The sequence below is a fragment of the Pseudobdellovibrio exovorus JSS genome, from assembly GCF_000348725.1.
GTDB lineage: Bacteria > Bdellovibrionota > Bdellovibrionia > Bdellovibrionales > Bdellovibrionaceae > Pseudobdellovibrio > Pseudobdellovibrio exovorus.
In genome coordinates, this window is the sequence record NC_020813.1 from 1514663 (window position 1) to 1529641 (window position 14979).

The 14979-nt window shown below is 41.2% G+C and carries 17 protein-coding genes; 2 read left to right on the forward strand and 15 right to left on the reverse strand.

What is annotated here, in order from left to right; translation table 11 throughout:
* The first annotated feature begins 27 nt into the window (after positions 1-27).
* Positions 28-828, forward strand: a complete 801-nt coding sequence (gene rsmG / locus A11Q_RS07490; RefSeq protein ID WP_015470198.1) for a 16S rRNA (guanine(527)-N(7))-methyltransferase RsmG — start codon at positions 28-30, stop codon at positions 826-828.
* Positions 828-1616, forward strand: coding sequence for a TrmH family RNA methyltransferase (locus A11Q_RS07495; protein ID WP_015470199.1), 789 nt, complete (start codon positions 828-830; stop codon positions 1614-1616). Before rsmG ends, A11Q_RS07495 begins: the two co-directional genes overlap by 1 nt.
* An 8-nt stretch (positions 1617-1624) precedes the next feature.
* Here the strand turns inward: A11Q_RS07495 and A11Q_RS13865 are convergent, their stop codons facing one another.
* The 15 genes from A11Q_RS13865 to A11Q_RS07565 all read right to left on the reverse strand — a co-directional run bounded on the left by A11Q_RS13865 (position 1625) and on the right by A11Q_RS07565 (position 14978).
* Positions 1625-1774, reverse strand: a complete 150-nt coding sequence (locus A11Q_RS13865) for a hypothetical protein (protein ID WP_015470200.1) — start codon at positions 1772-1774, stop codon at positions 1625-1627.
* Positions 1775-2145: 371 nt separating this feature from the next.
* Complete coding sequence (locus tag A11Q_RS07500) at positions 2146-2736, reverse strand: hypothetical protein (protein ID WP_235044581.1); 591 nt, start codon at positions 2734-2736, stop codon at positions 2146-2148.
* A 380-nt stretch (positions 2737-3116) separates the two neighbouring features.
* Positions 3117-3809, reverse strand: coding sequence for a polyprenol monophosphomannose synthase (locus A11Q_RS07505; RefSeq protein ID WP_015470202.1), 693 nt, complete (start codon positions 3807-3809; stop codon positions 3117-3119).
* Between the two features lie 14 nt (positions 3810-3823).
* On the reverse strand, positions 3824-4783 hold the full coding sequence (locus A11Q_RS07510; RefSeq protein ID WP_051056750.1) for a mevalonate kinase family protein: 960 nt from the start codon (positions 4781-4783) through the stop codon (positions 3824-3826).
* A complete protein-coding gene (locus A11Q_RS07515) occupies positions 4770-5750 on the reverse strand; it encodes a diphosphomevalonate decarboxylase (RefSeq protein ID WP_015470204.1) in 981 nt (326 codons plus the stop codon). Before A11Q_RS07515 ends, A11Q_RS07510 begins: the two co-directional genes overlap by 14 nt.
* The gene (locus A11Q_RS07520) at positions 5740-6666 is read right to left on the reverse strand and encodes a hypothetical protein (protein WP_015470205.1); all 927 of its coding nucleotides are present in this window, start codon (positions 6664-6666) and stop codon (positions 5740-5742) included. Before A11Q_RS07520 ends, A11Q_RS07515 begins: the two co-directional genes overlap by 11 nt.
* Positions 6667-7968: a hydroxymethylglutaryl-CoA reductase, degradative gene (locus A11Q_RS07525; RefSeq protein WP_015470206.1), complete on the reverse strand. Its 1302-nt coding sequence runs from the start codon at positions 7966-7968 to the stop codon at positions 6667-6669. It lies immediately after the preceding gene.
* Complete coding sequence (fni, locus tag A11Q_RS07530) at positions 7952-8995, reverse strand: type 2 isopentenyl-diphosphate Delta-isomerase (protein ID WP_015470207.1); 1044 nt, start codon at positions 8993-8995, stop codon at positions 7952-7954. Before fni ends, A11Q_RS07525 begins: the two co-directional genes overlap by 17 nt.
* A 127-nt stretch (positions 8996-9122) precedes the next feature.
* Entirely contained in the window at positions 9123-9473 is a 351-nt protein-coding gene (gene rplT, locus A11Q_RS07535) for a 50S ribosomal protein L20 (RefSeq protein WP_015470208.1), read from the reverse strand.
* A 10-nt stretch (positions 9474-9483) separates the two neighbouring features.
* Positions 9484-9669 carry a 50S ribosomal protein L35 gene (gene rpmI / locus A11Q_RS07540; RefSeq protein WP_015470209.1) on the reverse strand — a complete coding sequence of 62 codons (186 nt, stop codon included), beginning with the start codon at positions 9667-9669 and terminating at the stop codon, positions 9484-9486.
* Positions 9670-9947: 278 nt separating this feature from the next.
* Positions 9948-10394, reverse strand: a complete 447-nt coding sequence (locus tag A11Q_RS07545) for a DUF4156 domain-containing protein (RefSeq protein WP_015470210.1) — start codon at positions 10392-10394, stop codon at positions 9948-9950.
* Positions 10381-11037: a translation initiation factor IF-3 gene (gene infC, locus A11Q_RS07550; protein ID WP_083860499.1), complete on the reverse strand. Its 657-nt coding sequence runs from the start codon at positions 11035-11037 to the stop codon at positions 10381-10383. The genes A11Q_RS07545 and infC overlap by 14 nt, the downstream gene beginning before the upstream one ends.
* A gap of 20 nt (positions 11038-11057) precedes the next feature.
* Positions 11058-13016, reverse strand: coding sequence for a threonine--tRNA ligase (gene thrS, locus A11Q_RS07555; RefSeq protein WP_015470212.1), 1959 nt, complete (start codon positions 13014-13016; stop codon positions 11058-11060).
* Between the two features lie 177 nt (positions 13017-13193).
* On the reverse strand, positions 13194-14390 hold the full coding sequence (locus A11Q_RS07560; RefSeq protein WP_015470213.1) for a hypothetical protein: 1197 nt from the start codon (positions 14388-14390) through the stop codon (positions 13194-13196).
* 9 nt (positions 14391-14399) lie between these two features.
* Positions 14400-14978: a c-type cytochrome gene (locus A11Q_RS07565; protein ID WP_015470214.1), complete on the reverse strand. Its 579-nt coding sequence runs from the start codon at positions 14976-14978 to the stop codon at positions 14400-14402.
* Between the last annotated feature and the right edge of the window lies 1 nt (position 14979).

A 14979-nucleotide genomic window follows, 5' to 3' on the forward strand; every position in this document is an offset into this window, starting at 1 on the left:
TCCATAAGGTTTTCCGTAGGGTTTGTTGTGGCGCACAAAAATAAGCAGAATTATTCTCCATATAAGGCACGTAAAGAAAAGGCTGGCGTCAGTCTACGGGGGCAAGCTCCGACTTCAAAAAGAGACTTCAAACCTGAACAAGTCTACAGCATCGAAGAAGCCAACGACCGCTTTGCAGATATTTTTCGCAACCATCAGTTTGAGTGCAGCCACGAAGAACGCCGCAAACTCGCGCACTTTTACCATCTTTTGATGAAAAATCAGGAACATCAAAACTTCACTCGCCTACTCAAACTACGTGATGTGGCTATCAAACATTTTATAGACTCTCTGATTATTACCGAGATGGTCGACATCAAGTTCCCCTTAATTGATGTCGGTACTGGCCCAGGCTTTCCCGGAATCCCTTTAAAAATTCGCTATCCTCAAGAAAAAATTCTGCTAGGTGAAGGTGTACAAAAACGTGTTGAGTTTTTAAAGACAGTGCGCGAGGAATTGCAGCTCGAAAACTTGGATATTATCGGCCGCAATATCAATGAGTACTTCGTTTATCCAGTTCAATCCGTTATCACTCGTGCGGTAGAAGATATTCCCAATACCCTTCGCAATGTGATGAGCTGCCTACAATGTGGTGGGCATGTCTATTTTATGAAGGGTCCTTCGGTTGATCCTGAAATCAAAATGGCTGAAGACTTGAAAGAGTTTTATCAACTTGAACAAGATATCGCTTACGATTTAAAGCACACACAGAATCAACGACGTCTTGTCGTCTACCGCAAGATTAAGAATGCGCCCCTACCTGAAGATCCAGACGAAGAGGTCGAATAATGTCTAAATCCATAGCTAAACCCCTTGCTAAATCTACAGCTACTCAAATTACATCTTCATCGAATTCTTTATTTCGTATTTGGAAGAGTCTTCTGACTTCAAAGGGTATCAAAGAGCATCGTCAGTTCTTCTTAATGGGCGCAAAACTCATTCAAGAATTTCTAGATCAACCAGTTGATGGTTTCCATATCGAATACCTCATTTATGATTCAGAGTGCCCATATGATATCAACTGTAAAAAAACTCAGCTCACAAAAGAACTTTTTCAAGAGCTTGATGTTTTAGGTACGAAGTCCGCACTGCTTATTCTTTCTTATCATGACTTTATTGAAAAAGATTTTTCTAAAGAGGCTCAAGGCCTTGAGTTGATTTGCCCCCTAGGTGACCCTCGAAACTTAGGTGCCTTAACACGCTCGGCAACAGGACTTTCTGCCGCTGAAATCATTCTAACAAAAGAATCAACTCACCCTTATTTACCACAGGCAATGAAAGCCTCTGCTGGGTCGGCTCTAAAAATGAAGTTCACACGCACCGCTTTAGCTTTGAATGAAATTCCCTTGGTAGGAGCTAACTACGCACTGGCTTTACATGGAAATAAAATCACAGATATCCAATGGCCCAAGAGTTTACGTCTGTGGGTCGGCGAAGAAGGACCCGGACTCAGCCTTCAGCACGAACAGAAAAAACAAATTCGCTTCGTGAACATCCCAACACAGGAAGTAGAATCCTTGAATGCCATGGTTTCCACCAGTATTGCGATCTGGGAATGGAAAAAAGCCCAAAAATAGAAGCTGATTTATCGTCTAGAAATGGGTGCGGACTCAACGTAGCCCAAGACCACTTCTTTTTTGGCATCCGATCGAGGTTGCGCCAGAATATTTCCAATTAGAAATGCTAAGCCAAAGACAACCGCTAGCCCACTTCCAATAATAATTCTGTTACGCATACATCTCCTTTTTTGCACTCCAATTGCACTTAATAATCATTTATTGTAATCGGTTTTCTTACTGTTCACTCATAAAGTACGTACTCATAGACAAGATGTAGATGCGTGATGATCCGAGTTCTGAACTTCATTATCAGCCTCATTACAAAATCAGCAGTGAATGCTTACCATGTAACTCGGCTATAATATCTCAACTATAAAACTTATCGGCCGACCAAAAAAAGACTAGAGTCCTAGCGCCGCAAATAAAAAAAATATCCAATGAAGATATTGAATCAGACGAACTTCTAGACACCCCTATTGGGTGGGTGTCTCAGATGAACTCAAATTTAAACCTAAGAAAAAAATAATTTTGTTAATGGTTTTTAACATCAACTGCCCCCTCTAGCTGTTGCAAGTCTGCGGTTATGCTCAAGAGCATAAAGCGCAATATGCTTCTCTAATTGATCTGGCTTCTTTGTCGTACACCAAGTTTTTCTAAACAGCCTATTAATATGAGCCCGCAACATGGCACAGGTGTGATTTAAACTAAATATAGGATCCCATACCTGCTTCTTTAACTCCCCCTGACCGGTAATAGCTCCTCTTCCACCCAAAACCACCTCATATCTGGCTTTAGGAAAATATCTTTTCACATCACTTCTATAATGAGGATTTGAATCTGAACGAATAACCGCTGTCGACGAGATTAACCCTTTCACTTCATTAAATAGATCCCTCCTTGCCTTAGCTCTGTCATCTACTCGATATCCATACTTTTTCCGAGACGAAGCTGCCAATAGGCCCTTAGCTGGCATCGACGCCACTCGAAACCCTAAAATACGCCTACTTTTAAACTCTACCATTAACGTTACAGAAAGAGGTTTGAGCTTTGTGTGTTCAAAGGTTTCAAGGTCATCGAACTCTACTTCTTGGCATTTGGGTAACTTCCTGTTCCACTCTTTTAGTTTGTCTAAAGCCAAGTCCGATCCTTTTCTGAATTTACGGACTATAGTTTTTGGGTTGAGTTTTAAGATGCGAGCAGCTTCTCTTTGACTGACTCCACCGGTTAACAGGTCGCAGACAGATTTATTAAACTGCCGTTTCTTTTGAAATTTCAGTGGGCTAGTAGACGCAGCCGAGAATGTCTTGCGGCAGTTAGAACACCAGTATCTGGTGAGGTGCTGACCATCGGAAGATCGGTAGTACTTACCCCAGCGACGGATGGTCCGATAACCGGAGGAAGAGGTTCTTGTAGTTTGACAATAAGGACAGATGAGTTTCATGGCTTGCTAGTAGTGCTAGGTTCAAGCCATATGAATAGAACTTGCTGATTATTGAAGACAACAGAGTAAGGGGGCAGTTACGAGCGGATCAGCCACACTTTATAGAATGCTTCCAACACAATTTTCAAAGACATCTTGCTTTGTCCTACTCGTCTATCTTCAAAAACGATTGGCAATTCCTGAACTTTATAACCTGCACGTTGAGCTTTGTACTTTAATTCAATTTGGAAACTATAACCATTAGAGCGGATAGAATCTAAATTAATATCGCGCAGGACTTGAGCCCGCCATCCATTAAAACCGCCTGTCCAATCTTGCGTGGGATAGCCCAAAATAAGACGCGAATACAAACCACCACCACGAGAAATCAGCTTGCGAATAAAGCCCCAGTTCAATGTAGCTCCACCTTCTACGTATCTTGAGCCCACGACAACGTGTTCTGTATCTAAAGCCTTTAAAAGCTTCACTAGGTCCACAGGACGATGTGAAAAGTCCGCATCCATTTCTACAAGAGCATCATATTTTCTTTCAAGTCCCCATTTAAAGCCGGCAATATAGGCTTGCCCCAAACCATTTTTTTGATTTCTCAACAAGAGATTTACTCGAGGCTGAGTTGCCGCAAATTCACGTACGAAGTCTGCAGTTTTATCTGGTGAAGAATCATCGACAACTAAGACGTCAAAGTTGGCATCTAGCTCCATCAAAGTTGGTAGCATGACTTTCATGTTATCTAATTCATTGTATGTCGGAATAATCACCAGTTTTTTCATATCTTCTTATCCCATTATTCAGGAAAGCAGGCAATCATTTCACTGCCCAATTCATTTGCTAACTGAGTCTTCTGCGGCTCCGTCGTCAGTGGCTTTTCCCACAAACTCAGCACATAGCCACCGCCACCAGAGCCTGTCAGTTTAACAGCAAGCGCGCCCGCATCGAGTAAAGTTTTTTGATGTTTTTTTACATTTTCGGTAACAAGTCCCCACTGCTCAAAACAATTATTAGCTTTACGCATAGTCTTGATCCAATTCAACAATGTGCCTTCATTCTGTAATTCACTATGTACTTTGCTTTGCAACAATGCTTTGAATTCGGATACGGCATCTTGCATTTGTCTATCTATAGAAATAGCTAACTCAGGGCTCTCAACGAAAATGTTCTTTACCTTTTCAATACAATCTTTTGTCACACCACGCTCACCTGAATAAGATAGATAGAGATATGGCATCTGTGCTATTTGGATTTCTGAAAAACCTTTATCCCGTAAAAAAACTAATGGTTTTCTAGCCAATGTTACCGCTACGTCTACCCCGCTGCTTTCGCCGTGAAATAGGTTTTCTAGGTCGCGAGCAAATGAAAATTTATTTTCATGCGGTACAAATCCCAGATAGTGTAACCACTCGGTTAAAGCCACACACAATGTAGCCGATGCTCCCATGCCCCCGCCAAGCGCAATATGGGATCTCATGTCAACAAGCCCTTTAAGCTCTGAACGACGCAGACCTAATAACTTCAGGGCTTTTTCGATCACTGACCAGATAATCAGTTCCAGCTCAGCACTTTTTTCTCCGGAAATTTGCAGCTCTAAATCAGAATCTTTACGACTGTACTGAAGTTGCAAGTAGCGTGACTCTAAAGGAAATACAACGGCCTCGCAGCCGCGCAAAACAGCATGTTCACCGGCCAGTATCCATTTGCCCGGAACACGGACCTCGAAGTCTACAGTGAGCGCATCATTGTTTTTCAAGATAACCCTCATCTGTCCATAAAGGCATTAAAGGACGAAACTCAGCTAAGACTTCCTCATAAGCCGACTGCTGATCTGGACGATATAAAAGATGTATATTACTTCCAGCATCCATTGTGATCAGAGGTCCATCCTGTTTGACCGACCATCTGTCATGTAGCAGGCGCAATGCCTTTAACGTCATATCATTCATGTACATGAACGACGGAACAGAAGTATGAAATAGCGTGTGCATATCCCAAAATTCATTCCAACAGATCTCATAGGCACTTTTCCAGTTTTCTTTTCTAAGAGCTTCGATCAAATGCTGTAATCTTGCTTCTACGCGCTCTACACGGCCTCTAAAAAGATCTGAGGTCAATACGCGAACATGGGCCTCACTTGAAGAAACAGATTTAATGCTCTCATCGCAGAGTAAAACTTGATGTTTCAAGCTCTGATAAGGAATTTGTATCGATTCCGCACCATCTGCATGCCACAGTGACCACGGAGAGAAAAAAGATCGACAAGACGAACCCGAACCTTTTTGCGAAAGCTTTGCAAGTTCTTTCGGACGATAACCTAACTTCCCATCTGCCGAATTCTGAATTAACCAATCATGTAATGCCAGAGTTAAAGCCGCATAGCTAGAAGCCGAACTTGCCAGTCCGCAATCGGAAGGAAAATTATTTGCAGATTCGATTTCAAAGAAACCTTCAATTTTGAATTCTTTCTTAAGAAAAGAAAAGTGGTTGAGGAATTTTTCTAAACCACGCTCACTGAGTTCAATCGGACGCAGGTCTTTCCGCTGATAAGCCCTCCATACATCCTGAGTGAGTTCTGGATTCTGCCTAACCCGTACAAATGTACGTAGCTTTTCAAGACAAAAAGAAAAAGAAGAGTTAGTCGGACGATTGCTTTTTACATCCGTCTTTCCCATATATTTAATAAGCGCAATATTAGAAGGCGCTGAAGACTCAACCCACATACGAAGCGTCCCCTTTCAAAATGTAATCACGTTTTTTTAAAATTTCACTTTTAACACCATCATGTAATGACGATTTATCAGCAAGAACTTGATACGAGTGACTTTGTAAATATTCTGACACTGCTACTTTTTTCTCTGATGGATAAAATGCTAGAATCACATCTGCACCTAAAGCGCCACATGGTTTAGCAATCAAAATATCTTTATTTGCTTTTAAATGTTCGCATATCTCTAATGAAGACGGACACGTTAAGTTCAAAGCTTTAAGAGCTAACACCCATTCTTGTAGAGCTCGCAGAAAGTCCTCTTCTTTTGCATTTACGTACGTCTTACAAACCTCTGCTGAGAGATGTGGAAGAGGATGCAGTCGCGATTTATCTAGCTGCGCTAAGTGCTCATGTGTGGCGATTTTATGACCTGTGGCTATAACAGAGAAATCAAGACCTTCAAAAAGCCAACCATGACTTTTAAAATCAGCATCAGGCTTAGCATCAAAGTCAGGCTCAGACCCTGCCTTGTTCGGCACCACCTCAGTAACTCTACCAAAATACTGAATAGCTAAATCAATTCCACTTCCTGTGTGCAGAGCTCTGTACTCTTGTAGAATGTCAGAAAAGTTCTGATTGTTACCAACCATGTTCGGTAAAACTGCGGCCCAATATTCAGCTGTGGATTTACCAAAACCACCCGTATAAGGATTGGATACTGCCGCTAAAATATCTTGCGACGGGTTTGGGTAATGACGATTTAAGTAAAGCCCTGCAGGACTTTCTGGGTGAGTTTGGCTTTTTAAAGAAATCCCTTGTCCATAACTCACCTCGAAACAAGGAGATGTAGCTAATCCTAAAGCGGCTCCACCCAATAAGACTGCATATTCACCAACCAAATAAGTCTTACCTGGAATATGCAGACCCATCTAAGGATTGGCCTGTTTTCTAAGGTCCTTCAAGACCTCAATTGCATTTGATAATGAAATTCGTTTTCTGAGAGCCAGAATTTCTTCTAATTTTTTTACAACTAAAGGCATCTCGGTCTCGGTAGCTCCTGCACCTAAAGACAAATTTTTGATATGCAACTTCATGTGTCCTTCAATAATTCCAACTGTTGTTAGAGCTCTTAAAGCACCTAAATTTTGCACAAGCCCCACCGCGGCCATAATACGCGCTAATTCATTAGCCGAGGTCACTCCTAGCATCTTCATAGAAAGTTTCGCTGAAGGATGTAAAGTTGTTACTCCGCCAACAGTTCCAACAATGAGTGGAGCTTCAAATACCCCGACTAAGCCCTTATCGGTCTTACGCCAGCGTGTGATTGAGCGATACTGTCCATCCCGACAAGCATAGGCATGGATTCCGGCTTCGACCGCGCGCCAGTCATTTCCAGTCGCAATCAATATAGGATCAATCCCGTTCAACACACCTTTATTATTCGTTGCTGCACGATAAGAATCTAATTCAGCAAAACGTGACGCCTCTTCAATTTTTTCGGCCAGATCAGCTTCGATGTTTTCGATAGTGACAGTAGCTCTTGTGATTTTAGAATCTACAAGATTCGACAGAATACACATCGTTACTTTTTCACCAGTGAATTGCTCTAGTGGTTCTTTCAAAAACTCACAGACTTGATTGATGACATTTGCGCCCATAGCGTCACATGGGTTCATATAGATATGGACAATAGCCATATCAAAACCATCACCACGACTTAACTGGCGAACTTGAATTTCGCTAACACCGCCACCACGAGCTACTAACCCAAAGGCCACTTCACGATTAGCCATTTCAATCAGATAGTTTTTTTGTAGAAGTACATTTTTTTGAAAAGCGGCAAAATCTTTTACTTTAGCAAACTGAATCTGACCAATGATATCCGAGCCAATAGTCTCTGTTTTAATCGAGCCACTTTCACGCACCCACTTCGCTGTTTTACTGGCGGCAGCAATGATCGATGTCTCTTCAACTGCCATTGGAATTACAAGGTCTTTTCCGTCGATGTTAAAATTAGTCGCCACTCCCATTGGTAATTGAAAATATCCGATAACATTTTCGACAAATTTTTCTGCTAAATTCACATCTTGCAAACCACCATTTTTAAGGTAGCTCATATCTTGATCAGAAAGAACATTCGCCTCGTTTAATAACTTCAGACGTTCTTGATAATTGAACTTAGAAAACCCTTTAAATATATCAGACAGTTTCTTTTTAATGGTTTGTGCCATACCACACCTTCTGATGAAGAAAATCTTCACATTTTTTTAAACCAGAGCAATACATAGCCGCTTTCAATTGGAAATCAAATTGCTGCATGGTTTTTATAGTTTCCTCTTCACTCACAACGGCGGCTTTCATTAATGGCTGCGCGATTCCCACAGCACGAGCCCCTAAAGCTAGGCATTTAGCAGAATCAACTCCGCTACGAACTCCGCCTGAAGCCCAAATATGACTGAAAAGATTTTGATCTTGTAGATCAAGAAGACACTCAACTGTCGATTGTCCCCAATCACGGAACGCATAGGCTGTATTAGCTAACAGACTTCCCTGTTCTTGCCTCATCGCCTCTAGCTGTCCCCAGTGAGTTCCCCCATTTCCAGAGACATCCACAATTTTAACTCCGACCGAGAAAAGACGACGACTAAGATCGGTGTTGATACCAAAGCCCACTTCTTTTACTAGAACAGGCACTGTGCTTTGCTTCACTAATTCTTCAATAGCCTTTAAAGCTCCAGTCATATCGACTTGAGGATTTCCCTGAAACAACTCTTGCAGAGGGTTAAGATGGACAAAAATGCCAATTGCTCCAAGATTTTCTACTAACTTTAGAACATTTTCAGTTGGATGCGATAACAGCTCAAGAATTCCAATATTGGATATGAGATTTAAACCTGCCACATCAGAATTGATATTTTTCCATTCTTGTACCGCAGCCGCATCCGTCAGTTCACGGCGCTGCGAACCTACAGCCATCAACCAATTATTAGCTACTGCTGCTCGTGCAAGGTTAAGATTAATTTTATAACTATTTTCATGTCCCGCCGTCATAGAAGAAACAAAGTGCGGTGATGAAAAATCGCGATCCAGAAGTTTTACATTAAGGTTAACATCATTAAATGAAAACTCTGGCAAGGCTTGATGAATAAGACGAATACGATTGAATCCCGAGCTGGTTAAAGCTTGAGTTCCTTCATCTAATGCCAGACGAATATGATCTTTTTTTCTTTTTTCAAAATCGTCAAAAGATGTCTTCATAAAACTCCGATTCTGAGGTCAAAATAGCCTTGTTAAAGCGCGTCTTTAACAGACCTAAAAATAGCTGAAAATAAAAAAAGCGAGCCTCATCAGCCCGCTTTCATAATTTTCGATTTCTTTATAACAACTACTGCTTAATAGCGTGTTGGCACAAAGATGAAAACGCTGCTGCATCTGTGATAGCCAGATCAGCTAATACTTTTCTGTCTAACTCGATACCAGCTTTGATCAAGCCACCGATAAGACGAGAGTAAGTAGTTCCATTCAATCTTGCCGCTGCATTGATTCTTTGAGTCCACAAAGCACGGAAAGAACGTTTTTTCATCTTTCTGTGTTTGTAAGCGAAAGCCATACCACGGTCATTTTTTTCAACCGCGTGAGTGTATGATCTTGAACCTGCTGAGTAGTAACCTTTTGTTCTTTTTAAAACTTTTTTGTGACGACGACGATTCGTCATGCCGGATTTTACGCGTGCCATGATCTACTCCTTAAAAGCCGAATTGGCGCTTCACTTGAAGCATGTTAGCGTCATCTACGTAAGCACCTTGGCCTAAGTGACGTTTTGTTTTTGAACTCATGTGAGAATTTAAGTGACGCATTTTAGTTTGTTTGCGTTTCACTTTACCGCTTTTAAGAACGCGTAAGCGTTTCTTTGCACCCGAATGGGTTTTCATATTTACCTTCCTCCGATAGGGCGAGCGTTCAAAATGAACAACTTCTTATTGGCACATCTATCAGCCTTAATTTTTAGTCTTCTAGAAATAGGTGTTTTCGGCAGAAAAAGCAAGTCTTTTAAGGGGGTTAAATAGCCATTAAGGGCCTGATTGAGAGCCTGAATGAAGGCCTACATAAAAACCTGAAATAGGCCTGAAAAGAAAAAAGCCATAAACCCTTGAAATCACTTACAGGATTATGGCCTATTTATTTTCAAACTGCCTAATTTAAAGGCTTTTTATTGATTTAATATTCCCGAAGGGCATTTAAAGGCCGTCGCAAGGAAAACCAAGGGTCCCTCGCTTGAGCTCGAAGCCTCATCAGAGGAACTATCAGACTCAACCTCGACCACTTTAACCGGCTCAGTAGCTTTAGGAGCTGTCGCCGTCGCTGATGTTGTCCCGACCGCACTTTTCGGCTTCATAAAGACAAGGACGTTGGCTCCCAGCTTATAAGCCTTATTGCGCAAGTCGATACGCGTGTCCAAAGACATTTCAGTGGCTAAGGTGCTCAGCTCACGTTTTTTTTGAATGCTAGAAACCTCTCCGATATAAAGACAGCCTTTCGGCTCGGACTCAAAAACTCGAACTCGCTCGGACCCTGGTACCACATCCACTGAGGTACACCCAGCAAACGCAGCTATTAATAATCCTAAAACAAGATGGCTCGCTCTAGCTTTCGTCATCCGCCTCTTCCTTCATTGGCTCAAGAGGTTCATCTTTTTTATTCGGATTCGCTTTTAAGTACTCTTTAATTTTAGCTGGGTCCGGAGCCAACATGGTGAACATGTTTTTTCCTTCTGTTTTTGGCGGAGCCTCAACAGTTGCTAAGTCTTTTACGTACTCAATAGCCTTATTCACAACAGCCAAACCTGTTTCTTGATGGGCCATTTCACGTCCCATGAAACGCAGATTCACTTTTACTTTATCACCTTCCAAAAGGAAGCGACGAGCGTGTTTCATTTTAGTTTCAAAGTCATGTTGATCCGTGCGTGGACGCATTTGGATCTCTTTAATAGTGACGATCACTTGGTTTTTTCTTGAAGCTGCGGCTTTCTTTTTCTCTTCATATTTGTACTTGCCGTAGTCCATGATTTTACACGTTGGAGGCTGAGCATTTGGAGCAATCTCAAGTAAATCTAATCCGCGATCTTCCGCGATTCTTAAAGCCTCGGGTACAGACATAACGCCAAGCATTTTTCCTTCTTCATCAATCAATCTGACTTGAGGGGCTCGGATATCGCGGTTAACGCGTAATCCGTCTTTTTCTCTTTTTTTATCACGATCAAATTTTGATGGGCCCCTAGGGCGCGGCTGAAATGTATTAATGGGTTCTCTCCTTCGTTAAATTAAACTTTTTCAGTCTGACTCATTTCAGACTGAAGTTTTCTTTCTTTAATATTTTTTAAAATAATCTGATGAGCATCCGCCCACAAGATATTGTTGTGCATAGTTCCGTCACGCAAACGAACTGAAACTGACTTCTGCTCAGCTTCTTTATCCCCAACAATCAACATGTAAGGTGTTTTACGCAACTGAGCTTCACGGATTTTAAAGTTCAATTTTTCGTTACGGCGATCAAATTCAACTCGTACACCCGATGCTTTTAAGTCCTGCTCTACTTGCTCGCAAAATGCATTAACTCGATCTGTAACATTTAGGATAGTCACTTGATTAGGCGACATCCACGTCGGCAAGTGGCCAGCTGTATGTTCTAGGTAAACACTAATAAAACGCTCAAGTGAACCCAGAACCGCACGATGAAGCATGATTGGTCTATGCTCTTTATTATCTTCGCCTGTATATTTTAAATCAAAAGCCTCAGGAAGATTTGGATCTACCTGAATTGTTCCTGTCTGCCATGATCTACCCAAAGCATCAACGAAGTGCATTTCCAGCTTAGGACCATAGAAGGCCCCTTCACCCGGAAGATAGCTAAACTCTAGACCCATCTCTTGAATAGCTTCAGCTAAAGCCGTTTCAGCCTTATCCCAGTACTCGTCAGACCCCATACGATTATCAGGGCGAGTTGCTAAAAATAATTTATAATTTGGCATCCCTAACGTGTGATAAATCGTATTTAACATTTCAATGAACTTGAAAATTTCAGTTTTCAACTGCTCTAGCGAACAGAAAATATGAGCATCGTCCTGACAGAAAGTTCTAACACGTGAAAGTCCATGTAACGATCCTGACTTTTCGTAGCGATGTAAACGCCCAAAATCCGCCATACGCAAAGGTAACTCACGATAAGAATGCTTCTCAGAAGCAAACAATAGACAATGACTTGGACAGTTCATGGGTTTTAAACCGAACTCGCGATCATCGGGCTTTGTGAAGTACATATTTTCTTTGTAATTCGAATAGTGTCCCGAAGTCTTAAATAGATCCAAATCAAAAATTTGCGGAGTGATAACCTCTTGGTAATCATACTTCTGATAAAGTTCACGAATATAATTCGTTAGTTCATTATAGATAACAGTTCCGCGACCTGTGAAGAAAGGTGACGCTGGAGCCCACTCATGAAACATGAACAGACCTAATTCTTTACCCAGTTTACGATGATCACGTTTTTTTGCTTCCTCTAACTGATGTAAATACTGCTCTAGATCTTTCTTATCCATAAAGGCTGTTGCATAAACACGTTGGAGCATTGGGTTCTTTTCGTCCCCTCTCCAATACGCACCAGCTACAGACATCAACTTGAAGGCTTTGATTTGTCCTGTCGACTGCACATGAGGCCCACGGCATAGATCAAACCAATTTCCTTGATGGTAAATACCAACTACAGTCTCGCCTTTAGAAGCTAAGTCCTCGATGATTTCAACTTTGAATCGCTCTTTCATTTCCTTGAAGGTTTCAATAGCTTTTGCGATTGGCCAGTTCTCGCGAACTAATGGAAGATCTTTTTTTTGTAGCTCTTCCATCTTTTTTTCAATCTTTTCAAAGTGTTCTTCCGTAAAGTTAAACGGAGAATCGAAGTCATAGTAGAAACCATTATCGATCACAGGACCGATAGTCACCTTCACTTCTGGCCAAATCTCTTGAACAGCCTGAGCCATCAAGTGAGCCGCCGAGTGACGGATAACCTCTAAAGCCTCAGGAGACTTAGTGGTAATTAATTGCAACTGAGTCCCATTAGCCAATGGAGTTCTAAAGTCGATGATTTCATTTGATCCATTGATCTTCGCACCTAAAGTATCTTTAGCTAGGCGAGAGCCAATAGAGGCCGCGACCTCAAGAGCCGTTGGCTCATGATCAAATGTACGTACAGAGTTATCAGGTAAAATAATTTGAATGTTAGACATTATATAGAACTACCGACATTAAAATGTCGTGGTTTTTACAACTGTGACTGTTGTAACGGTTAAAAAATTTGGCTTATTAGAAAGTAAAGCTGTTGAAGAACAGAATCTCATATACTGGCGATATAATCTCAGAAAAAAGCCCCTTTTTCAAGGAGCTTTATCCAAGTTTTCAGCATTTTAGTAAGTTACATGATGCTTAAGAGCTTCATGCATACGGGGGTCATTTACTGCCACTAGTTTGTTCTTAGACATAAACTGGATCATAGTCATAAGGAAAAGACCCGCAAATCCTAAGAAAATACCAATTTCCCAGAATCCAAACTGAGGCACGCCATCGTAGAAGTTAGGATAAACTAACCAGTACATATCTACGTATTGCATAACCAATACAAGAATAGCCGTGCTCACCAAGATAGTGTTATTTCTTTTTGAAGCTCTTGGCAAAAGTACCAAAAACGGAACAACAAATCTGAAGATCAGCAAAGCAAAAGAAATAGGCGTCCAACCATTCAATGAACGCAGGATGTAAAACTCTGTCTCTTCCGGAATATTAGCGTACCAGATCAATACGAACTGAGAGAACGCAATATAAGCCCAGAAAACTGTGAAACCTTTTAAGAATTTGCCCACATCATGTTGATGTTCTTCATTTACATAACCAGAAATCCAAGGGGAATTTCTCATCCAAACTATGATAATCGCCAAAGCAGCTACTGCCGACTGTAAAGCACCTGCAAAACAGTAAATTCCGTAAATTGTCGAAAACCAAGTTGGCAACAATGACATCATCAAATCAATCGAAAACAACGTGAAGAAGATCGCAAAGAAAGCGATGTAACCAATCGAAGTTTTCAAATTAGCATGCGTGAAGGCATGCTCCCCGTTTGCATCTTGCTTTAATGAGTTGCCTACGATTTTTTTAGCAAAAAACCAGCTACCCAAGCAGAAAATCAACATACGAGTGATTACAAACCATGGCTGTAAGTAAATTTGTTTACTGTTCGCCATATGATGTAATTCTTCAGGACGAGCCCAAGCATATAGAGTTTTAAAACCAACGATTAAAACTAATGATGAAATCAACATTACTGGGAAGTAACTCGTCATCGCCTCAGCAAATCTTCTTACAGAAACACTCCATCCCGCTTTTGCAACGTGATTGAATGCAATGAAGAACATCGCACCACACGCCAAAGCCGCGAAAAAGAAGAACGCTGTTAGGTAAGATGTCCAAAGTCTTTCTGGATTCTTAAAGATACCGATAATTAAAGTAATTAAACCTAAAACAATAAAGCTATAAGTCGCAGATTTTAAAGCCTGTGGAGCTTCGAACTTATTTAATTTTAATTCTTGTGAATGATGAGATGATCCCATTTATACCTTCTACTTATTATCTCTTTGCAGAGTTCTGATATAGTTAACAACCTGCCAACGATATTTCTGTGGGATATGGGAAGCATATGGCCCCATCACCCCTTGGCCTACTGTGATCACATGATACATTTGACCATCAGTCCAACCGCGTACTTTATCCGTTAATAAACTTGGTGGTTTCAACGCCATCGTTTGAGCTAGTGGAATATGCTCGCCACCCTCACCGCGGTCACCATGGCAAATCGCACAGTTTGTAGTATAGAATTTCAAACCAACCTTTAAAGTACCTTCAGAGTAATCACCTGCTAATGGATTTCTATTCTTAATAGCTCCATCTAGGTCATTCGCGTAGCGATAAGGAATAAACCCTACAGGCTGAGTCCCTTCAGGAGGAACACGCATACCAGCATGATTTGGAGATTCCGCATCGTACTCTTGCGACTTAATAGATTGTGATTCCATCATGTCTTGAATCAACTCAACATTCGGTTTTGAGTGATCAGTGCAAGAACTTAGCAATACTGCAAAGGTTCCAGCCACACATAACATACCTAAATTAACGATAGATTTATGCGATAGAATTTTCATA